General features: G+C 72.5%; 22 protein-coding genes and 1 riboswitch. Of the genes, 9 read left to right on the top strand and 13 right to left on the bottom strand.

What is annotated here, in order from left to right; all coding sequences use genetic code 11:
- Positions 1-76 precede the first annotated feature (76 nt).
- Together G3I77_RS20645 and G3I77_RS20640 are read right to left on the bottom strand one after the other, a co-directional pair.
- Complete coding sequence (locus G3I77_RS20645; protein WP_248505874.1) at positions 77-394, bottom strand: hypothetical protein; 318 nt, start codon at positions 392-394, stop codon at positions 77-79.
- On the bottom strand, positions 394-786 hold the full coding sequence (locus G3I77_RS20640) for a hypothetical protein (RefSeq protein ID WP_248505872.1): 393 nt from the start codon (positions 784-786) through the stop codon (positions 394-396). The genes G3I77_RS20645 and G3I77_RS20640 overlap by 1 nt, the downstream gene beginning before the upstream one ends.
- Before the next feature lie 119 nt (positions 787-905).
- Between G3I77_RS20640 and G3I77_RS20635 the strand changes: the two genes are divergently transcribed.
- Genes G3I77_RS20635 through G3I77_RS20625 form a run of 3 tightly spaced genes read left to right on the top strand, consistent with a single transcriptional unit; the run spans position 906 to position 2,599 of the window.
- A complete protein-coding gene (locus G3I77_RS20635; RefSeq protein WP_248505870.1) occupies positions 906-1,313 on the top strand; it encodes a hypothetical protein in 408 nt (135 codons plus the stop codon).
- Positions 1,314-1,325: 12 nt separating this feature from the next.
- Complete coding sequence (locus G3I77_RS20630; RefSeq protein ID WP_248505868.1) at positions 1,326-1,820, top strand: DCC1-like thiol-disulfide oxidoreductase family protein; 495 nt, start codon at positions 1,326-1,328, stop codon at positions 1,818-1,820.
- A gap of 32 nt (positions 1,821-1,852) precedes the next feature.
- Positions 1,853-2,599: a TetR family transcriptional regulator gene (locus G3I77_RS20625; RefSeq protein WP_248505866.1), complete on the top strand. Its 747-nt coding sequence runs from the start codon at positions 1,853-1,855 to the stop codon at positions 2,597-2,599.
- A gap of 56 nt (positions 2,600-2,655) precedes the next feature.
- On the opposite strand, the gene G3I77_RS20620 is transcribed toward G3I77_RS20625, so the two are convergent.
- A complete protein-coding gene (locus G3I77_RS20620; RefSeq protein ID WP_248505864.1) occupies positions 2,656-4,164 on the bottom strand; it encodes a metallophosphoesterase in 1,509 nt (502 codons plus the stop codon).
- A gap of 23 nt (positions 4,165-4,187) precedes the next feature.
- Positions 4,188-4,427, bottom strand: coding sequence for an SCO4848 family membrane protein (locus tag G3I77_RS20615; protein ID WP_086838581.1), 240 nt, complete (start codon positions 4,425-4,427; stop codon positions 4,188-4,190).
- 172 nt (positions 4,428-4,599) lie between these two features.
- On the opposite strand from G3I77_RS20615, the gene G3I77_RS20610 reads away from it, so the two are divergent.
- Positions 4,600-5,895, top strand: a complete 1,296-nt coding sequence (locus G3I77_RS20610) for a D-alanyl-D-alanine carboxypeptidase (RefSeq protein ID WP_248505863.1) — start codon at positions 4,600-4,602, stop codon at positions 5,893-5,895.
- On the opposite strand, the gene G3I77_RS20605 is transcribed toward G3I77_RS20610, so the two are convergent.
- Genes G3I77_RS20605 through G3I77_RS20590 form a run of 4 tightly spaced genes read right to left on the bottom strand, consistent with a single transcriptional unit; the run spans position 5,843 to position 8,655 of the window.
- Positions 5,843-6,760, bottom strand: coding sequence for a YihY/virulence factor BrkB family protein (locus G3I77_RS20605; protein ID WP_248505861.1), 918 nt, complete (start codon positions 6,758-6,760; stop codon positions 5,843-5,845). The two genes, G3I77_RS20610 and G3I77_RS20605, sit on opposite strands and share 53 nt — an antisense overlap.
- Positions 6,748-7,200, bottom strand: coding sequence for a GtrA family protein (locus G3I77_RS20600; RefSeq protein ID WP_374385947.1), 453 nt, complete (start codon positions 7,198-7,200; stop codon positions 6,748-6,750). Before G3I77_RS20600 ends, G3I77_RS20605 begins: the two co-directional genes overlap by 13 nt.
- Positions 7,197-8,141, bottom strand: a complete 945-nt coding sequence (locus G3I77_RS20595) for a decaprenyl-phosphate phosphoribosyltransferase (RefSeq protein ID WP_248505859.1) — start codon at positions 8,139-8,141, stop codon at positions 7,197-7,199. The genes G3I77_RS20600 and G3I77_RS20595 overlap by 4 nt, the downstream gene beginning before the upstream one ends.
- Positions 8,134-8,655: a phosphatase PAP2 family protein gene (locus G3I77_RS20590; protein WP_248505857.1), complete on the bottom strand. Its 522-nt coding sequence runs from the start codon at positions 8,653-8,655 to the stop codon at positions 8,134-8,136. Before G3I77_RS20590 ends, G3I77_RS20595 begins: the two co-directional genes overlap by 8 nt.
- 133 nt (positions 8,656-8,788) lie before the next feature.
- On the opposite strand from G3I77_RS20590, the gene G3I77_RS20585 reads away from it, so the two are divergent.
- Together G3I77_RS20585 and G3I77_RS20580 are read left to right on the top strand one after the other, a co-directional pair.
- The gene (locus G3I77_RS20585; RefSeq protein ID WP_248505855.1) at positions 8,789-10,171 is read left to right on the top strand and encodes an FAD-binding oxidoreductase; all 1,383 of its coding nucleotides are present in this window, start codon (positions 8,789-8,791) and stop codon (positions 10,169-10,171) included.
- A gap of 19 nt (positions 10,172-10,190) precedes the next feature.
- Positions 10,191-10,946, top strand: a complete 756-nt coding sequence (locus tag G3I77_RS20580; protein WP_248505853.1) for a decaprenylphospho-beta-D-erythro-pentofuranosid-2-ulose 2-reductase — start codon at positions 10,191-10,193, stop codon at positions 10,944-10,946.
- A 13-nt stretch (positions 10,947-10,959) separates the two neighbouring features.
- On the opposite strand, the gene G3I77_RS20575 is transcribed toward G3I77_RS20580, so the two are convergent.
- Both G3I77_RS20575 and trpS read right to left on the bottom strand, forming a co-directional pair.
- The gene (locus tag G3I77_RS20575; RefSeq protein WP_248505851.1) at positions 10,960-11,538 is read right to left on the bottom strand and encodes a 2'-5' RNA ligase family protein; all 579 of its coding nucleotides are present in this window, start codon (positions 11,536-11,538) and stop codon (positions 10,960-10,962) included.
- A 140-nt stretch (positions 11,539-11,678) separates the two neighbouring features.
- On the bottom strand, positions 11,679-12,692 hold the full coding sequence (trpS, locus tag G3I77_RS20570) for a tryptophan--tRNA ligase (RefSeq protein WP_248505850.1): 1,014 nt from the start codon (positions 12,690-12,692) through the stop codon (positions 11,679-11,681).
- 237 nt (positions 12,693-12,929) lie between these two features.
- Between trpS and G3I77_RS20565 the strand changes: the two genes are divergently transcribed.
- Positions 12,930-13,385, top strand: a complete 456-nt coding sequence (locus tag G3I77_RS20565; protein WP_248505848.1) for a hypothetical protein — start codon at positions 12,930-12,932, stop codon at positions 13,383-13,385.
- 16 nt (positions 13,386-13,401) lie between these two features.
- Positions 13,402-13,605, top strand: a complete 204-nt coding sequence (locus G3I77_RS20560; RefSeq protein WP_248505846.1) for a hypothetical protein — start codon at positions 13,402-13,404, stop codon at positions 13,603-13,605.
- 13 nt (positions 13,606-13,618) lie between these two features.
- Here G3I77_RS20560 and G3I77_RS20555 read toward each other — a convergent pair whose 3' ends face one another.
- The 3 genes from G3I77_RS20555 to G3I77_RS20545 all read right to left on the bottom strand — a co-directional run bounded on the left by G3I77_RS20555 (position 13,619) and on the right by G3I77_RS20545 (position 16,860).
- Positions 13,619-15,118 (bottom strand): glycine hydroxymethyltransferase, encoded by a 1,500-nt coding sequence (locus tag G3I77_RS20555; protein ID WP_374385939.1) that lies wholly within the window; start codon positions 15,116-15,118, stop codon positions 13,619-13,621.
- Positions 15,100-15,186, bottom strand: a riboswitch (ZMP/ZTP riboswitch). (Overlaps the previous gene by 19 nt.)
- Before the next feature lie 122 nt (positions 15,187-15,308).
- Positions 15,309-16,490, bottom strand: coding sequence for a glutathionylspermidine synthase family protein (locus G3I77_RS20550; protein WP_248505842.1), 1,182 nt, complete (start codon positions 16,488-16,490; stop codon positions 15,309-15,311).
- Between the two features lie 16 nt (positions 16,491-16,506).
- Entirely contained in the window at positions 16,507-16,860 is a 354-nt protein-coding gene (locus G3I77_RS20545; RefSeq protein ID WP_248505840.1) for a hypothetical protein, read from the bottom strand.
- Between the two features lie 125 nt (positions 16,861-16,985).
- On the opposite strand from G3I77_RS20545, the gene G3I77_RS20540 reads away from it, so the two are divergent.
- On the top strand, positions 16,986-17,831 hold the full coding sequence (locus G3I77_RS20540; protein WP_248505838.1) for a hypothetical protein: 846 nt from the start codon (positions 16,986-16,988) through the stop codon (positions 17,829-17,831).
- Positions 17,832-17,927: the final 96 nt, after the last annotated feature.

The following is a 17,927-nucleotide window of genomic DNA, read 5'->3' as shown; positions in this document are numbered from 1 at the left end:
CCGACTACTGGAAGACCCGTATCGGCATCGGGTGACGTCGCCGGGGCGTGCGGCCGGGGCTCGTCTCACAACTGGCTCAGGATCGCAGGGTCAGGTTCTCCGCGCCGCCGAGGCCCTCGGAGACCAGGGCGCACAGGGCGAGATGGCGGCAGCGGGCCTCCGTGTCGTCACCGGCCTGGTCGAAGCGGTCGGCCAGGGCGTGCAGCAGCTCGCGGCGGTTGTCGGCCGGCAGGGCCCGGAGCTGGTCCAGCACCTGCTCCCAGCCTCCGCCCCAGCTGCCGCGGCTGGAGTCCATGATGCGCAGTGCCTCGTCGGCGACCCGGCCGGTGTCGCCGTCGGCGATCCTGTTGCGCAGCCGGTCCGTGTGCGACCGGGGGGTGCGGAAGGCAGTCATCAGCCACCGACCAGGGGGACGAGCTTCAGGAACGTGACCTCGGTGCCGAGGGTCAGCTCGATCTCCTCGTCCGGGTCGGTGACCTGACGGTCCCCCACCAGCACCAGGAAGCCGTTCCCTGCGAAGGCCCGCTCGGCCAGGGCCGTCTGCGCGTCGGGGTCGATCCGGCGGGGCGTGCGCACCGCGTAGCCGTTCAGCACGCGTTCGGTGTCCTCGGGCCGCACGAGGCCCTGGAAGACCTCCGGCGTGCGGGCGTTGTACTCCGCGACCTCCTGGAACACCCGGCGCCGGATCAGTTCCCGTACGGTCAGCCGCTCTTCGGCGATCTCCAGCCCCCAGGCCGTCCGCCGCTCCCCCGCCGTCGTCTCGTCGACGAACGTCACGATTCCCATGCCGACGACGGTACGAGGCGCCACTGACAATCACCCCGGACCTCGTGTTGAACATGTTCAAAAGTAGGTCTAGAGTCGCCCCCGACAGCATTTTGAACGTGTTCAAGAAGGGTGGGGCAATGGACCGCACGGTCATCGCCTACGTCATCTACCTGCTGGTCAGCATCGGTCTGACCGTCTGGGTGGCCCGCACGCTCAGCAAGAACGGGAGGATCTTCCTCGCCGACGTGCTGCACGGCAACGAGAAGCTCGCCGACGCCGTCAACCACCTCCTGGTGGTCGGCTTCTACCTCGTCAACCTCGGGTTCGTCGCGCTGTACCTGAGCGACGACGAGACCATCACCGACGCGCGCGGCATCTTCGAGGCCCTGTCGACCAAGCTCGGCGTGGTGCTGCTGGTGCTCGGCGTGATGCACCTGGGCAACGTCTACGTGCTCAACCGGATCCGGCGCCGGGGCGCCATGGAGCGGGAGCAGGTGCCGCCGGTGCCGCCGCAGGGCTGGGCCGCCCCGTCGGCGCGGGCCTGAGCGGAGGCCCGCGTGAACGCGATCGCACCGGTCCGCCGGCTCACCGTCCTGTACGACGCCGAGTGCTCCCTGTGCGCGTTCCTGCGCGACTGGCTCCTGCGGCAGCGCCAACTGGTGCCGCTGGAGCTGGTCCCGGCCGCCTCCGAGGAGGCCCGGCGGCGCTTCCCCGGCCTCGACCACGGCGCCACCCTCGACGAGATCACCGTCGTCGGCGACGCCGGGCAGGTCTACCAAGGGCCCGCCGCCTGGGTCGTCACCCTGTGGGCACTGCGCGAGCACCGGCCGCTCGCCCACCGGCTGAGCACCCCGTCCGGCGCCCGGCTCGCCAAGGGGGCGGTGCTCGCCGCCGCCAAGTGGCGCGGGGCGCAGGGGCACCGGGGGCGGCGCGGCGGCGCGCGGTGGGACGGCCGGGTGTACCGGCGGGCGGACGGGTGGTCGTACGACCCCGCCGGCGGCTGGAGCTACACCCCACCGGGCTGCGCCGACGGCACCTGCGCCCCTCGGTAGCCGCACCGGTGCTGACGTTAGGCTCTCTTTCCGTGCCCGCGAAGAACGACGGCCCCGACGACGGCGCCACCCCCACCAAGTCCGAGCAGACCCGCGCCCTGATCCTGGAGACGGCCATGCGGCTGTTCCAGGAGCGCGGCTACGACAAGACGACGATGCGGGCCATCGCCACGGAGGCCGGTGTCTCCGTCGGCAACGCGTACTACTACTTCGCGGGCAAGGAGCACCTGATCCAGGGCTTCTACGACCGGATCGCCGCCGAGCACCAGGTGGCGGTCCGGGAGATCCTGGACCGGGAGAGCGACCTGGAGGCCCGCCTGGCGGGAGTGCTGCGGGCCTGGCTCGACATCGCCGCGCCGTACCACGAGTTCGCGGTGCAGTTCTTCAAGAACGCCGCCGACCCGGACAGCCCGCTCAGCCCCTTCTCCCCCGAGTCGGAGCACGCGCGCGAGGAGGCCATCAGCGTCCACCGGGAGGTGCTCGCCGGGGCCACGAAGACCAAGGTGCCCGAGGAACTGCGGGAGATCCTGCCCGAGTTGATGTGGCTGTCCCAGATGGGGCTCGTCCTGTACTGGATCTTCGACCGCACCGAGGGGCGCGAGCGCAGCTACCGGCTGGCCGAGCGCGGCGCCCGGCTCACGGCGCGGGGCGTCGCCCTGGCCCGCTTCCGGGTGCTGCGGCCGCTGGTGCGCGAGGTGCACGAGCTGTTCACGGAGTTCCTGCCGGGCATGACGAACGCCATCCCCGACCCGGCGGCCCGGCGGCGCACCGATCCCTGAACCTCGGCCGGGGCAGGCCGTCGCCGCACAGGTCGACGGGCCGAGGGTGCGCGCGGTCAGGCCTGCTTCGACGCGAGCTCGATCAGGGTGATGTCCGACGGTGCGCCCACGCGGGTGGGCGGGCCCCAGGCGCCGGCGCCGCGTGAGACGTAGAGCTGGGTGTCGCCGTAGCGCTCCAGGCCGGCGAGGGTGGGGTTGACGCCGGAGGCGATGAGGTTGCCGGGCCAGAGCTGGCCGCCGTGGGTGTGGCCGGAGAGCTGGAGGTCGACGCCGTGCTCGACGGCGTCGTGGATCTGGACGGGCTGGTGGGCGAGCAGCACGCAGGCGCGTGCGGTGTCCCGGTCGCCGAGCGCCTTCGCGAAGTCGGGGCCCTGGCCCTCGTCCTCGCCCGCGACGTCGTTGACTCCGGCCAGGTCGAAGTACGGCATCTCCCTGCGGGCGTTCTCCAGGGGGTGCAGGCCCAGGCGGCGGACCTCCTCGACCCACTGCCCGGCGCCGGAGAAGTACTCGTGGTTACCGGTGACGAAGTAGGACCCGTGGCGGGCCCTCAGCTGGGCGAGCGGGGCGGCCGCCGGGCCCAGGTCCTTCACACTGCCGTCGACCAGGTCGCCGACGACCGCGATCAGGTCCGGCTGGGTCGCGTTGATCGTGTCGACGACCTTCTGCGCGAAGCCGCGTCCCAGGACCGGGCCGAGGTGCACGTCACTGACCACGGCGATCCGGTACCCGTGCGCGGCGCGCGGCAGTCTGGCCAGCGGCACGGTGACCCGCTTGACCTTCGGCCCGCGCAGCACGCCGTACGTCCCGTACCCCACGGTCCCGACGGCAGCGGCCGCTGCGGCCCCGGCGACGACCCGGGAGACGAAGAGGCGGCGGGAGGGGCCGGTGGGGATGACGGCGTCGGCCGTGTCCGGGGCGGCGGAGGGCTCCGCGGAGCCCTCGGGGGTGTCGGATACGGGGGCGCTCTGCGGGTGGGGAGCGGTCGCGGAGGCGGTCGCTCCACCGGCACCGCCCGCCTGCGAGGCGGTCGCGGGCGCGGTCGCGGGGGCCGTGCCACCGCCGCGGTCGGGCCGGGAGGCGGTCGCCGGGGGCGTGCCGCCGCCGTTCGTCTGCGGGGCGGTCGCCCCCGGGGAGACGGTCGCGGCGGGAGGTCGGTCCGCCGTCGTGGCTTCGGTGGGGCCGGCCCGATCGGGGGTCGGAGCCGGCTCCGGCCCGGGCTGCGGGCCCTGGTCCGTTCGTCTCGCCCGGTGTTCGAGGAAGCGGCGCAGCAGCGGGCGGACGATCTCGCCGGCCAGCACCGCCAGCAGCAGGTATATCGACAGGGCCAGCCACAGGAAGCCCGGCCAGGCGAGGACCTGCTGGAGCCAGAACGGGGCGCCCGCGCGTTCCGCGACCAGGGCCGTGATCGCCAGGATCCAGCCGCCGGCGATCAGGACCGCACCCGCGCGGCGCGTGCCGCCCGGGCCTCGGGTCGTGTCGCGGAACAGACGGCGCCAGACGTACCAGTTGGCCGTCACGATGACGGCCAGGACCAGCGCTGCGACGAGTACGAAAACGATGACCACGGTGTCGTGTCTCCCGATCGCCGCTATGACGTCCGGCGCAGTGCGCGCAGACCACGCAACCCGATGGCCCCGACGGCCGTCCCCAATACGAAGGAAACGACGGCGAGCAGCAGGTGCACCCAGAAGTAGGCCGTGGGATGACCGTCGTCGAACGCGAGCCCGCTGCTGTCCTTGACAAGGTTCTTGACGAAAGTGATCCAGATGACCCAGCTCCACACCCCGAAGGCGAGCAGGAACCAGGAGACGGGGCGGCTGAGCTTCACAAAATCAGACCTTTCATCACAGCGCCGAGCTCCCGGGGCCGGCCGGGGGTCCGGGGGTTGTCCCCCGGATGAGCACAGCATGAGACCAGTATCGCCAGAGCCTGTCCGGTTCCTTTCCCGGGGTGGGGCCGGGGGCGGGACTTCCCCCCGTGCGGCATGTACGTTTCCGACCGTGCCCGCTCCGAAGAAGACCATCAGGCGATCCCTGCTGGTCACCTCCGCCGTCCTGTCGTCCCTCGCCCTGGCCGCACCCGCCGCCGTCGCCGCCCCGAGCCCCTCGGGCAGCCCGTCGGCGAGCCCCTCGGCCACTCCCCCGGCGTCGATGTCGACCGTGGGCGGCGCCCGGCTCGGGCAGCCGGGGACGCAGGTGAACCTGGCGAGCGGCGTGCCGGTGCTCCCGAAGGACCTGAGCGCCCGCTCCTGGATCGTGGCCGACGCCGAGTCGGGTGATGTGCTGGCCGCGCACAACGCGCACTGGCGCCTCGCCCCGGCGAGCACGCTGAAGATGCTGTTCGCGGACACGCTGCTGCCGAAGTTCCCGAGGGACACCAAGCACAAGGTCGTCCCCTCCGATCTGGCGGGCATCGGCTCGGGCTCCAGCATGGTCGGGATAAAGGAGGAGGAGACGTACACGGTCCACGACCTGTGGCTCGGCGTCTTCCTGCGCTCCGGCAACGACGCCGTGCACGTGCTGTCGGCGATGAACAAGGGCGTCGACAACACCGTCGAGGAGATGAACGAGCACGCCGAGGAGCTCCAGGCCCTCGACACGCACGTCGTCAGCCCGGACGGCTACGACGCCGAGGGGCAGGTCTCCTCCGCGTACGACCTGACACTGATCGCCCGCTCGGGGCTGCAGAAGAAGGACTTCCGGGAGTACAGCTCGACGGTCAGCGCCAAGTTCCCGGGGCAGACGAAGAAGGGCAAGAAGGTCCGCGAGTCCTTCGAGATCCAGACCACCAACCGGCTGCTCGCCGGCGACTCGGACGTGCCCGTCTACCAGGGCATCGCGGGCGTCAAGAACGGCAACACCACCAACGCCGGCGCCACCTTCACCGGTGTCGCCGAGCGGAACGGCAAGGTGCTGCTGGTCACGGTGATGAAGCCGGAGAAGGACGAGCACAACGAGGTCTACAAGGAGACGGCCCGGCTGTTCGACTGGGGCTTCAAGGCGGCCGGCAAGGTGCGGCCGGTGGGCGAGCTGGTGCCGCCGAAGAGCGCCGCGCAGGCCGGTGCCCAGCCCGGCGCGAACCCCTCGGGCGAGGCAGGCGGCTCCGGGGACGGCGGCGGCACGGCCGGGACCGGTGGGAAGCCGGTGGCCGGCGCCCCGGCCGCGGACGGCTCCAGCGGCATCGGGACCGCGCTCGGCATCACAGGCGGGGTGCTGGTGCTGCTCGCGGGCGGCGCGTTCCTGGTCAACCGCCGGTGGCCGCTGCCGGATCTGGTGCGCCGCCGGACGCGCCCGTGAGGCCCGGGACTTCGTCCTCCTTGCTCTGCGTCGCCGTCCAGGCGGCGCAGAACAGCACCAGCTTCGAGGTGAAGTTGATCCACAGCAGCAGCGCGACGGGCACGCCGAACGCGCCGTACATGCTCTTCGCGGCCACGCCCTGCAGATAGCCGCTGAGCAGCAGCTTCAGCAGTTCGAAGCCGATCGCGCCGGTCAGCGCCGCCACGAACAGGCGGTGGCGCGTGGGCTCGACGCCGGGCAGCAGGGTCAGGACGTAGAGCAGGAGCAGGAAGTCGGCGAGTACGGCGATCAGGAACGCGGCGATGTGCAGCAGGACGCCGCTCCAGCCGCCCTCGTCGATGCCCAGCTGCCGGGTGATCCACCCGATCATCGCGGAGGCGACGGCGGAGGCGGCGATGGTGACGAGGAGCGCGCCGCCGAGGCCGACCAGGACCCCCGCGTCCTTGGCGTAGCGCAGGGCCGGGTTCTCCTCGTCGTCGGGCAGCTCCCACACCGCGCGCAGGCACTCGCGCATCGAGCCGGCCCAGTTGATGCCGGTGAACAGCAGCAGGGCGCCCGCGATGAGGCCGATCGTGCCGGCGTTGTCCACCAGGCCGGCGATGTCCAGTTGGTCGGAGATGCCGGGCACCTGCTCGGCGATCTTGTCCTGCAGCGTGTCCTGCTGCTCGGTGCTGAGCGTGGCGGCGGCGATGGTGGCGGACACCGTCAGCAGCGGGAACAGTGCGACGAAACTCGTGAAGGTCATCGCGGCGGCCAGCCGCGTCCACTTCACGCGGTCCAGCCGCTCGTACGACCGCCACGCGTGCGTGATCATCAGTCGCTCCGCCCACGGCCCGATCACCGGGAGCTTTTTCAGCCAGTCCATGATCCGACTCTGCCCTCCGCCCGGAACACCCATGTACGGGTACCCCAGAACCGCAGGACTGTGGCCAGTGCCATACCGATGACCGCGCCGGAGACGGTGTCCGCGCGCTGCGAGGTGAGTCCGAGGCCGTAGTGGCTGACGGCCAGGCAGAGCAGTTGGACGGCGGCTCCGGCGAGGTTCACCGCGAAGAACGCGGCGTACGGGCGCAGACCCGGTGCGCGTGTGGTCCGGTAGGGGCCGAGGGCGTTGCCCGCGTAGGCGACCGTGCAGGCGGCCAGGAAGGACAGGGACTTGGCGGTCAACGGGTCGAGTCCGGCGGGTCCGCGCAGGCCGGTGAAGAGGGCGAGGTCGACGGCGTAGGCGAGGAGACCGACGGTGGCGAAGCCGAGCAGTTCCCGGCGGCGCGGGAGCACGGGGCTCCGCCACGCGCGCGTGGTCACCAGTTCGCCACGGCCAGGCCGTACATCGCCACCCAGGCCACGCCGATGAGTGCGAGGGCGCGGTCGCGCAGGACGACGTCCTCGGGTTCGCCGGCCGTGCCGCGGTCGGCGAAGACGGCATACCTGAGGATCGCCAGGATGAAGGCCACCATGGACAGTTGGCGCCAGGGCAGCACGCTGGTGTGCGGGACGCCGCCCTCCTCCATGGCCCACAGGCAGTAGCCGAGGACGGCGACGCCGGCCGCGAGCTGCCAGACGAAGCGGAGGTAGCCGGTGGTGTACTCGGTGAGCAACGCGCGGGTGGCGCCCGCCTTTCCGGCCATCTGTACGGCCTCCGAGTAGCGCTTGGCCGACACCATGAACAGCGCCCCGAAGCCGGTGGTGATCAGGAACCAGCGCGACAGCGGGATGCCGAGGGCGAGTCCGCCGACCATGGCCCGCATCAGGAACCCGGTGGTGACGACGGCGAGATCGACGACGAGGACGTGCTTGAGGCTGATGCAGTAGGCCAGTTGCATGGCGAGGTAGGCGGTCAGCAGGGCGGCGACGGCCGGGCCGCACAGCCAGGCCGCCGCGGCGGGCGCGAGGATGCCGAGGCAGCCACCGACGGCGTAGGCGACGGGGACGGGGACCTGCCCGGCGGCGACCGGGCGGTGCCGCTTGGTGGGGTGGGCACGGTCGGCGTCGGCGTCGCGGGCGTCGTTGACGAGGTAGACGGCGGCGGCGCAGGCGGTGAAGAGGACGAAGACGAGGGCGACCTGGATCAGGGCGTGCCGGGAGAAGAGCTGGCCGGCGGCGGCCGGGGCGGCTACCACGAGGACGTTCTTGACCCACTGCCTGGGGCGCGCGGTCCTGAGGAGACCGGCCAGGAGACGGCCCTTGCGGGGCGGTGCGGGCGGCTCCTGGTGAGTGCGCTGCCGCAGGACGGCCGTCTCAGTCATGGTGGGCGCCTTCCCGCATCCAGCGGGCGCCGAGCCGGGCCGTGAGGGCGCCCAGGGCCGCGCCTGCGGCGACGTCGGAGGGGTAGTGGACGCCGGCCACGAGACGCGAGACGCACACGGCGGCGGCGAGCGGCGGGACCGCGTGTGCGCCCAGGGCGCCGAAGGCCACCGCGGCGGCCGCGGCGGAGGTGGCGTGCGAGCTGGGGAAGGAGTGCCGGCCGGCGGTGCGCACCAGGGGCTCGACGTGTGCGGGGCGCGGCCTGCGCACGACCCGTTTCACCCCCATGCTGACGAGGTGCGCCCCGGCGGTGAGGGCCGTGCCGCGCAGCCAGGCGCCGCGTCGTCCGCCGTCGACGGCGGCTCCGGCGAGCCCCGCCGCGAGCCACAGCGCAGCGTGCTCCCCCGCCCAGGACAGGGCACGCGCGGCGCCGGCCACACGCGGGTCGGTGCCGCACGCCCTGAGCGCCGAAACGATCCGGTGGTCCATGTCGTGCAGGTCGTCGAGGTCGTCCATGTGGACTCACTGTTCACGCCCATCAGGCCTGAACTCCGGCAATATTGAGCGACATCCCATTAATCACCCATTTCGGGGAGGGATGCCATGTTCGCTAACTAATCGCTCACACTTGGGCGATACGGTCACGGACATGTCTGCCGACACCGATTTCGACCCGGACGTCATGGGCCTGGACCACACCACCGTCACGGGCTGGGGTCGCACCGCCCCCACCGCCGCCTGGCTGATCCGCCCGCGCACGTACGAGGAGGCCGCGGCCGCCGTCCGGGACTGCGGGGCCCGCGGCCAGATCCCCCGGGGCCTGGGTCGGGCGTACGGGGACGCGGCGCAGAACGCGGGCGGGTCCGTGCTCGACATGACCGGCCTGGACCGGGTGCACGCGATCGACGCCGACGGCGGGACCGTGCTGTGCGACGCGGGCGTCTCCCTGCACCGGCTGATGGAGGTGCTGCTGCCGCTCGGCTGGTTCGTGCCGGTCACCCCCGGCACGCGCTACGTCACCGTCGGCGGGGCGATCGGCGCCGACATCCACGGCAAGAACCACCACGTCTCCGGCTCCTTCGCGCGGCACGTGCTCGCCCTCGAACTGCTCACCGCCGACGGCGAGATCCGCACGGTGATCCCCGGCACGCCGCTCTTCGACGCGACGGCCGGCGGCATGGGCCTGACCGGTGTGATCCTCACCGCGACGATCCGGCTCCAGCCGGTCGAGACCTCGCTGATGTCGATCGACACCGAGCGGGCGACGGACCTCGACGACCTGATGGCCCGGCTGGCGGCCACCGACCACCGCTACCGCTACTCGGTCGCCTGGATCGACCTGCTGGCCCGGGGCGCCGCCACCGGCCGCGCGGTCCTCACCCGCGGCGACCACGCACCGCTGGACGCGCTCCCCGCCCGCCTGCGCCGGGACCCGCTCGCCTTCCGCACCCCCCGGCTCCCGGCCACCCCCGCGATCCTCCCCGAGGGCCTGCTCACCCGGACGACCGTGGGCCTCTTCAACGAGCTCTGGTACCGCAAGGCCCCCCGCGCGCGGACCGGTCAACTCCAGCGCATCTCCGCGTTCTTCCACCCGCTGGACGGCGTGCCCCACTGGAACCGCGTCTACGGCCGCGGCGGCTTCGTGCAGTACCAGTTCGTCGTCGGCTACGGCCGGGAGGACGCCCTGCGCCGCATCGTGCGCCGCATCTCCGAACGCCGCTGCCCGTCCTTCCTGGCCGTCCTCAAGCGCTTCGGGGAGTCCGACCCGGGCTGGCTGTCCTTCCCGGTGCCGGGCTGGACACTGGCGCTGGACATCCCGGCGGGCCTGCCCGGCCTCGGCGCGTTCCTCGACGAACTCGACGAGGAGGTAGCCGCCGCCGGCGGGCGCGTCTACCTCGCCAAGGACGCCCGGCTGCGCCCGGAGCTCCTCGCGGCCATGTACCCGCGCCTCGGCGAGTTCCGCGAGCTGCGCGGCCGGCTCGATCCGCGCGGGGTGTTCGTGTCCGACCTGGCCCGCCGCCTCAGTCTCTGAGCAACCTCTAGGAGCTGTCATGAAGGATGCCTTCGGCCTCCCCCAGTCCCTGCTCGTCCTCGGCGGCACGTCCGAGATCGCGCTGGCCACCGCCCGCAGGCTGATCGCCCGCCGCACCCGCACGGTCTGGCTGGCGGGCCGCCCCTCCCCCGCCCTGGAAGAGGCCGCCGGGCAGTTGCGCGGGCTCGGGGCCGACGTGCACACCGTCGCCTTCGACGCGCTCGACCCGGCCTCCCACGAGGCCGTGCTCGGCAAGGTCTTCGCCGAGGGCGACATCGACATGGTGCTGCTCGCCTTCGGGCTGCTCGGCGACCAGGCCCGCGACGAGCGCGAGCCGGAGGCGGCGGTGCGGGTCGCGCAGACCAACTACACCGGCGCGGTCTCGGCGGGTCTGGTGTGCGCCCGCTCGCTCCAGTCCCAGGGGCACGGCTCGCTGGTGGTGATGTCGTCCGTCGCGGGCGAGCGGGCCCGCCGTGCGAACTTCATCTACGGCTCCAGCAAGGCCGGCCTCGACGCCTTCGCGCAGGGCCTGGGCGACGCGCTGCACGGCACGGGCGTGCACGTCATGGTCGTACGCCCCGGATTCGTCCGGACGCGGATGACGGCCGGTCTGCCCGAGGCGCCGCTCGCGACCACGCCCGAGGCGGTCGCCACGGCCGTGGAGCTGGGGCTGCGGCGCCGCTCGGAGACGGTGTGGGTGCCGGGGACGCTGCGCGTGGTGATGGCGGCGCTGCGGCACCTGCCGCGCGGGGTGTTCCGGCGGCTGCCGGTCTGACCCCCTGGGCGGATCAGCGGGTGGGGACCGAGCCGCGCTCCACGCGCCCGGCCTGCGGGGGGACCACCGAGCCGCCGAAGGGGAACTCGCGGAGCTTGCGCCAGACACCGTCGGCGCCCTGCTCGTAGAGGGCGAAGCCGGTGCAGGGCCACTGGGCCTCGTAGCCGGCGAGTTCCTCGAAGGCGCGGTCCATGGCCGCCTCGTCGATGCCGTGCGCCACGGTGACGTGCGGGTGGTACGGGAACTGCAGTTCGCGCGCGGCCGGACCGGCGGGGTCGCGGACCTGCTGCTGGAGCCGGGAGCAGGCCTCCGCGCCCGCGGCGACCCGGACGAACACCACCGGCGACACGGGCCGGAAGGTGCCGGTGCCGGACAGCCGCATGGGGAACGGGCGGCCCGCCGCGGCGACCTCGGCCAGATGCGTCTCGACGGCCGGCAGGGCGGCCTCGTCGACCTCCGTCGGCGGCAGCAGGGTGACGTGCGTGGGGATACCGTGAGCCGAGGCGTCGCCGAAGCCCGCGCGCAGCTGCTGGAGCTCGCTGCCGTGAGGCTCCGGGACCGCGATCGAAACGCCGATCGTTACGGTCCCCACGTCGTCTCCTGTCGTGTCAGTGTGGCCGCTGATACGACCACCCGGTTATCGACTGTACGGCCACGACCGGGTTACGGGCAGGCGCAACCGGAGTGATGTACAGCGCTGTTCGGTGGTACGGCTGTGCGCGGGGGGCGGGTTCAGTGCTTGGCGGGCAGGAAGCCGACCTTGTCGTAGGCCTGCGCGAGGGTCTCCGCGGCGACCGCGCGGGCCTTCTCGGCGCCCTTGGCGAGGATCGAGTCGAGCGTCTCGGGATCGTCCAGATACTGCTGGGTGCGCTCCCGGAACGGCGTCACGAACTCGACCATGACCTCGGCGAGGTCCGTCTTGAGCGCGCCGTAGCCCTTGCCCTCGTACTTCTCCTCCAGCTCGGCGATGCCCGCCCCGGTGAGTGTCGAGTAGATGCCGAGGAGGTTGCTGACGCCCGGCTTCTCGGCGACGTCGTAGCGGACCACGGTGTCCGTGTCGGTGACGGCGCTCTTGACCTTCTTGGCCGTGGCCTTCGGCTCGTCGAGGAGGTTGATGAGGCCCTTCGGCGTGGAGGCCGACTTGCTCATCTTGATCGACGGGTCCTGAAGGTCGTAGATCTTCGCCGTCTCCTTGAGGATGTACGGCTTCGGCACGGTGAAGGTCGGGCCGAACCGGCCGTTGAAGCGTTCGGCGAGGTCGCGGGTGAGCTCGATGTGCTGGCGCTGGTCCTCGCCGACCGGGACCTCGTGGGCCTGGTAGAGCAGGATGTCCGCGACCTGGAGGATCGGGTACGTGAACAGGCCGACCGAGGCGCGCTCGGCACCCTGCTTGGCGGACTTGTCCTTGAACTGGGTCATCCGGCCGGCCTCGCCGAAGCCGGTGAGGCAGTTCATGATCCAGGCGAGCTGGGCGTGCTCGGGGACGTGGCTCTGCACGAAGAGCGTGCAACGGTCCGGGTCGAGACCCGCCGCGAGGAGCTGGGCCGCGGCCAGGCGGGTGTTCGCGCGCAGGTCCTTCGGGTCCTGCGGGACGGTGATCGCGTGCAGGTCGACGACCATGTAGAACGCGTCGTGGGTCTCCTGGAGGGCCACCCACTGGCGGACGGCGCCGAGGTAGTTGCCGAGGTGGAACGAGCCGGCGGTGGGCTGGATCCCGGAGAGCACGCGAGGTCGGTCAGAGGCCATGCTCACCATTCTCTCAGGTCCCGGGGGCCGGTCCGGAACCGGTCGGAAACAGACGGGATCCCGTTCGGCCCCGGCGGTGCAACAAGAGGGTGAGGCACGGGAGGGGGCTGTCCCGGCGGTGCTCGGGGCGGTGCTGACGTGGAGGGGGAACGGATGCGGGCACGAGGCGGGGCGGGGAGAGGGCAGGGCCGGGGCCTGGCGGGGAGAGCACGGCGCCGGGGCGGGGTGGGGCGGCGCGTGCTGGTGGGGACGGCGGCGGCCGTTCTGGCCGGGTGTGCGACGGTGACGACCGCCGTGGCGCTCCCGGCGCGGGGGCGGGACGTCCCCGACGTGGCGATGGTCGTCGCGGGCGGCACGGGGCGGACGACGGCGGTGCGCTCGGGCGAGCCGGCCTTCGCCCGCCTCTGGCAGCTGTTGCAGGCCACCCACACGGGGACGGAACGGGTGCCGGAGGAATGGACGGTGGGGGACTTTCCGCAGGTGAGGCTCACCGTGGTGTGGGGTCTGTCCGGTGTCGGCGGCCGGCCGAGCACGAACCGGCCGCCGGGCGGGGACGTGGCCGTCGAGCGGCAGGACCAGCCGGTGGTGGCCGAGGACGGCATGCCCTGGGTGCGCTCGGATCCGACGCCCGCCGTGGAGGACGACGACATCCGCCGGCACCGGGCGCCGCGGTCGGTCGCGGCTGCTCGGTGACGCGGCGGGCGGGTCCGTGGCGAGCCCGGCCGCGGACCTGGCCGGTCCGGTGCGGGGCGATGTCCGGCGGGCGGTGGCGGGAGGGGCGCTGGCGGGAGGGGCGCTGGGGATCGCGGCCGGTGCCGGCGGCACGCTGCTGATACGCCGCGCGGCGGCCCGGCGGGAAGCCGGGCCGCCGCGGGAGGAGCCGCGTCAGGTGCTGATCGACCTGGACGAGTGACGAGCCTCGGGCGTCAGCCCAGGTCGATCTCCGGGTACAGCGGGAAACCGGCCACGAGGTCGGTGGCACGGTGGGAGATCTCGTCGGCGATCTTCGCGTCGAGGACGTGCGACGCCTTGGAGGGGGCGCCCGACTTGGTCGTGCCCGCTTCCGTCGTGGTGAGGACGCGGTCGATGAGGCCGGCGACCTCGTCCATCTCGGCGGTGCCCAGGCCGCGGGTGGTCAGGGCGGGGGTGCCGATGCGGATGCCGGAGGTGTACCAGGCGCCGTTCGGGTCGGCGGGGATGGCGTTGCGGTTGGTGACGATGCCCGACTCGAGCAGCGCGGCCTCGGCCTGGCGGCCGGTGAGGCCGTAGGAGGAGGCGACGTCGATCAGGTTCAGGTGGTTGTCCGTGCCGCCGGTCACGAGGGTCGCGCCGCGGCGCATCAGGCCTTCGGCCAGGGCGCGGGAGTTGTCGACGATGCGCTGGGCGTAGGCCCGGAAGGACTCCTGACGGGCCTCCGCGAGGGCCACGGCCTTGGCGGCCATGACGTGCGGGAGCGGGCCGCCGAGGACCATCGGGCAGCCGCGGTCGACCTGGTCCTTGAGCGAGTCGTCGCACAGGACCATTCCGCCGCGGGGACCGCGCAGCGACTTGTGGGTGGTCGTCGTCACGATCTGGGCGTGCGGGACCGGGTCGAAGTCGCCGGTGAGGACCTTGCCCGCGACCAGGCCGGCGAAGTGCGCCATGTCGACCATGAGCGTCGCGCCGACCTCGTCGGCGATCTCGCGCATGATCCGGAAGTTCACCAGACGGGGGTAGGCGGAGTAGCCCGCCACGATGATCAGCGGCTTGAACTCACGGGCGGAGGTGCGCAGCGCCTCGTAGTCGATGAGGCCCGTGGCCGGGTCGGTGCCGTAGGAGCGCTGGTCGAACATCTTGCCGGAGATGTTCGGGCGGAAGCCGTGGGTGAGGTGGCCGCCTGCGTCCAGGGACATGCCGAGCATGCGCTGGTTGCCGAAGGCGCGGCGCAGCTCGGCCCAGTCGGCCTCGGAGAGGTCGTTGACCTGGCGGACGCCGGCCTTCTCCAGGGCGGGGACCTCGACGCGCTGGGCGAGGACCGACCAGAAGGCGACGAGGTTGGCGTCGATGCCGGAGTGGGGCTGGACGTAGGCGTGGCGGGCGCCGAAGAGCTCCTTGGCGTGCTCGGCGGCGAGCGACTCGACGGTGTCGACGTTGCGGCAGCCGGCGTAGAAGCGGCGGCCGATGGTGCCCTCGGCGTACTTGTCGCTGAACCAGTTGCCCATCGCCAGGAGCGTGGCCGGGGAGGCGTAGTTCTCGGAGGCGATCAGCTTGAGCATCTCGCGCTGGTCGGCGACCTCCTGGCCGATGGCGTCCGCTACGCGGGGTTCGACGGCGCGGATGACGTCGAGGGCGGCGCGGTAGGCGGTGGAAGCGGGGGACAGGGGCTCGGCTGGCATGGTGGACCTCCGGACGTTGCGTTCAGCGTTCACGGTACGGCCCAGGCGCACGGCTCTCGTCTCTCGGACCGCTCCCCGATGGTTCGTCCCATCCCAGCGCGCCAGTCACGGCCCGGCGATCAGCGTACCGGCTGGGTCGGGGAAGCGTCTGCCGGGTGGGTGAGCGTTGCCGGGTGCGGGTGCGTTGTGGCTGGTCGCGCAGTTCCCCGCGCCCGTGGGGGGACGTCCCCCTCAGGGGCGTCTAAAGGATCACGTGCGGCAGGAAGCGGGCGTACTCGTCCGTGATCAGGCCCGATGATTCGCGGATGCCCAGGCCCGCCGACTCGCTTTCCACGACCCAGGCACCCAGGACCACCCGGTTGCCGTCGAAGTCGGGCAGGGGGGCCAGTTGCTGGTAGCAGCAGGGCTCGTCGCGGAGGGTGGGGGCGGATCCGGGCTCGTGGACCGTGACGCCCGCGCCCTCCCGGCCGAGGAGCGGCTTGGCGACCCAGCCCTTGGGAGGCAGGTCCCGGGGGCCGTCCAGGTAGGCGGGGAGGAGGTTCGGGTGGTCCGGATACAGCTCCCAGAGGATCGCCAGGAGTGCCTTGTTGCTGAGGAGCATCTTCCAGGCCGGCTCCGTCCACAGGGTGGAGCCCGTGCCGCCGCCGTTGTCGAGGGTGTCCAGGACGTGGTCCGCGAAGCGGTCGGTGGTGAGCCATTCCCACGGGTAGAGCTTGAAGACGCTGCGGATGAAGCGCAGGCGCTGGTCGACGAAGCGGCCGAAGAGGCGGTCCCAGCCGATCTCCTCCATGGAGATCCACTCGGTGGCGAGGCCCGCCTGCTCGGCGGTTTCCTTCAGGTAGGCGACCGTCATCATGTCCTCGCCGAGTTCGTCGGCGGAGGAGTACGCGAAGTAGAGGGGGCTGCCCGGCGGGAGCAGGGCGGCCTGGCTCTTCCACGCGTCGATGAGGCGTTCGTGGAGGGAGTTCCACTGGTCGGCGCCGGGGAAACGGTCCTCCATCCAGAACCACTGGGGGGACGCGGCCTCGACCAGCGAGGTGGGGGTGTCGGCGTTGTACTCCAGGAGCTTGGCCGGGCCGGTGCCGTCGTAGCGGAGGTCGAAGCGGCCGTATACGGAGGGGAGTTCGGCTCGGCGCTGCCAGGACTCGGCGACCGAGCGGGCGACTCGGGGGTCGGTGATGCCCAGGTCGGCGAAGCGGTTGCGGGTGACGATGTGGTCGGCCGCCGCCAGGCACATGCGGTGGAGGTCCTCGACGACCTCTTCGAGGGCCTCGATCTCCTCCAGCGAGAAGACGTAGTACGCGCTCTCGTCCCAGTAGGGGCGCAGGGAGTCGTCGGGGTAGCGGGTCAGGGGGTAGATCAGGCCCTGTTCCTCGACGGTCTGCTGCCAGCCGGGGCGGGGCTCGATGGTCCGGCGTTCCATCTGCTGTGCCCGCCCGTCAGCCGCCGCCGCTGCCGGAGCCGGAGCAGCCGAAGCCGCCCCGGTCGACGGCCTCGCTGCGGCTGAAGGTGCCGTGGTCGGCGTAGCCGCCGCTGACGTCGGCGTCGTAGTACCAGTCGGCGTCGGTGCTCTGGGTCTTGCCGGTCTTCTTGCGGCCCTTGCCGGACGTGGACGAGCCGGACGAGCAGTTCTTGTCGGCGACGATCTTGTAGCCGTTGATGTAGTCGTAGCTGTCCCGGTCCACACAGCGGCGGTCGGGGTCGGATCCGCAGGCGGACAGGGCCGCCGCGAGGACGCCCATGCCGCCCAGCACCACCGTGCTCGAGCGCAGCCGTCGCCGTGTTTCGGCCATGTGCGTGTCTCCCCGTGTCTCCCCGTTGTGCACTGACAGACGGTCAGCCTAGAGATCGGTGTGAACGGGCGCGCATGGCCCCCCGCCCGTGACCGCTCCCCTACTGTCGATTTGTGATTTTTGGAATGGTGTGTGCCCTCGGCGCGGCCGTCTGCTTCGGTACGGCGACCGTGTTGCAGGCGATCGCCGCGCGCTCGGCGGCGGCGACCGGGCCGGGCGGGGACGTGGCGCTGCTGTGGCGGGCGCTGCGGCAGTGGCGGTATCTGGCCGGCCTCGGGCTGGACGGGCTCGGCTTCGTGTTGCAGATCCTCGCGCTGCGGTCGGTGCCGATCTACGCCGTGGGGGCGGCGCTGGCCGCGAGCCTCGCGGTGACGGCGGTGGTCGCCGCACAGCTGCTCAAGGTACGGCTGAGCCGGGTCGAGTGGGCGGCGGTGGCGGTGGTGTGCGCCGGGCTCGCGCTGCTGGGGCTGGCGTCCGGGGCGGAGGGCGACGAGGCCGGGCCGGCCGGGCTGAAGTGGGCGATGCTCGGGGCGGCGGCCGGGGTGCTGCTGCTCGGGCTGTCCGGCGGGCGGCTGCCGGAGCGGGGGCGGGCGCTGACGCTCGGACTGGGGGCGGGGCTGGGGTTCGGGGTGGTGGAGGTGTCGGTGCGGCTGATCGACGGGCTGTCCCCCGGCGAGCTGTTCCCCAATCCGGCGACGTACGCGCTGCTGCTCGGCGGCGGGGCGGCGTTCCTGCTGCTGACCACGGCCCTGCAGCGCGGGTCGGTGACCACGGCGACGGCCGGGCTGGTGCTCGGGGAGACCGTCGCGCCCGCGCTGATCGGCGTGGTGTGGCTCGGGGACCGTACGCGGCCGGGGCTGGGGTGGCTGGCGATCCTCGGATTCGCGGTGGCGGTGGCGGGGGCGCTCGCGCTGTCGCGGTTCGGGGAGGCGCCGGTGGAGGCGGAGGAGAGCGCCGTCGCACCGCAGTGAGCGGACATGCTTTCCCCACTGCCGAAAGCCTTCACCTTCCGGACGACTTGCGGGCGACTTCAGGGCGACTTACGGGCGTCCCGAAAAATGTTTGTT

Source organism: Streptomyces sp. D2-8, from assembly GCF_023184515.1.
In the GTDB taxonomy this organism is placed as follows: Bacteria; Actinomycetota; Actinomycetes; order Streptomycetales; family Streptomycetaceae; genus Streptomyces.
This window is presented reverse-complemented; position numbering and strand designations above follow the sequence as displayed.

What these genes read in the sequence shown, in the direction of transcription:
- G3I77_RS20645 (WP_248505874.1), bottom strand. Translation starts at nt 394, where the DNA reads ATGACTGCCTTCCGCACCCCCCGGTCGCACACGGACCGGCTGCGCAAC.
- G3I77_RS20640 (WP_248505872.1), bottom strand. Translation starts at nt 786, where the DNA reads ATGGGAATCGTGACGTTCGTCGACGAGACGACGGCGGGGGAGCGGCGG.
- G3I77_RS20635 (WP_248505870.1), top strand. Translation starts at nt 906, where the DNA reads ATGGACCGCACGGTCATCGCCTACGTCATCTACCTGCTGGTCAGCATC.
- G3I77_RS20605 (WP_248505861.1), bottom strand. Translation starts at nt 6,760, where the DNA reads ATGGACTGGCTGAAAAAGCTCCCGGTGATCGGGCCGTGGGCGGAGCGA.
- G3I77_RS20595 (WP_248505859.1), bottom strand. Translation starts at nt 8,141, where the DNA reads ATGACTGAGACGGCCGTCCTGCGGCAGCGCACTCACCAGGAGCCGCCC.
- G3I77_RS20590 (WP_248505857.1), bottom strand. Translation starts at nt 8,655, where the DNA reads ATGGACGACCTCGACGACCTGCACGACATGGACCACCGGATCGTTTCG.
- G3I77_RS20585 (WP_248505855.1), top strand. Translation starts at nt 8,789, where the DNA reads ATGTCTGCCGACACCGATTTCGACCCGGACGTCATGGGCCTGGACCAC.
- G3I77_RS20580 (WP_248505853.1), top strand. Translation starts at nt 10,191, where the DNA reads ATGAAGGATGCCTTCGGCCTCCCCCAGTCCCTGCTCGTCCTCGGCGGC.
- trpS (WP_248505850.1), bottom strand. Translation starts at nt 12,692, where the DNA reads ATGGCCTCTGACCGACCTCGCGTGCTCTCCGGGATCCAGCCCACCGCC.
- G3I77_RS20550 (WP_248505842.1), bottom strand. Translation starts at nt 16,490, where the DNA reads ATGGAACGCCGGACCATCGAGCCCCGCCCCGGCTGGCAGCAGACCGTC.
- G3I77_RS20545 (WP_248505840.1), bottom strand. Translation starts at nt 16,860, where the DNA reads ATGGCCGAAACACGGCGACGGCTGCGCTCGAGCACGGTGGTGCTGGGC.
- G3I77_RS20540 (WP_248505838.1), top strand. Translation starts at nt 16,986, where the DNA reads ATGGTGTGTGCCCTCGGCGCGGCCGTCTGCTTCGGTACGGCGACCGTG.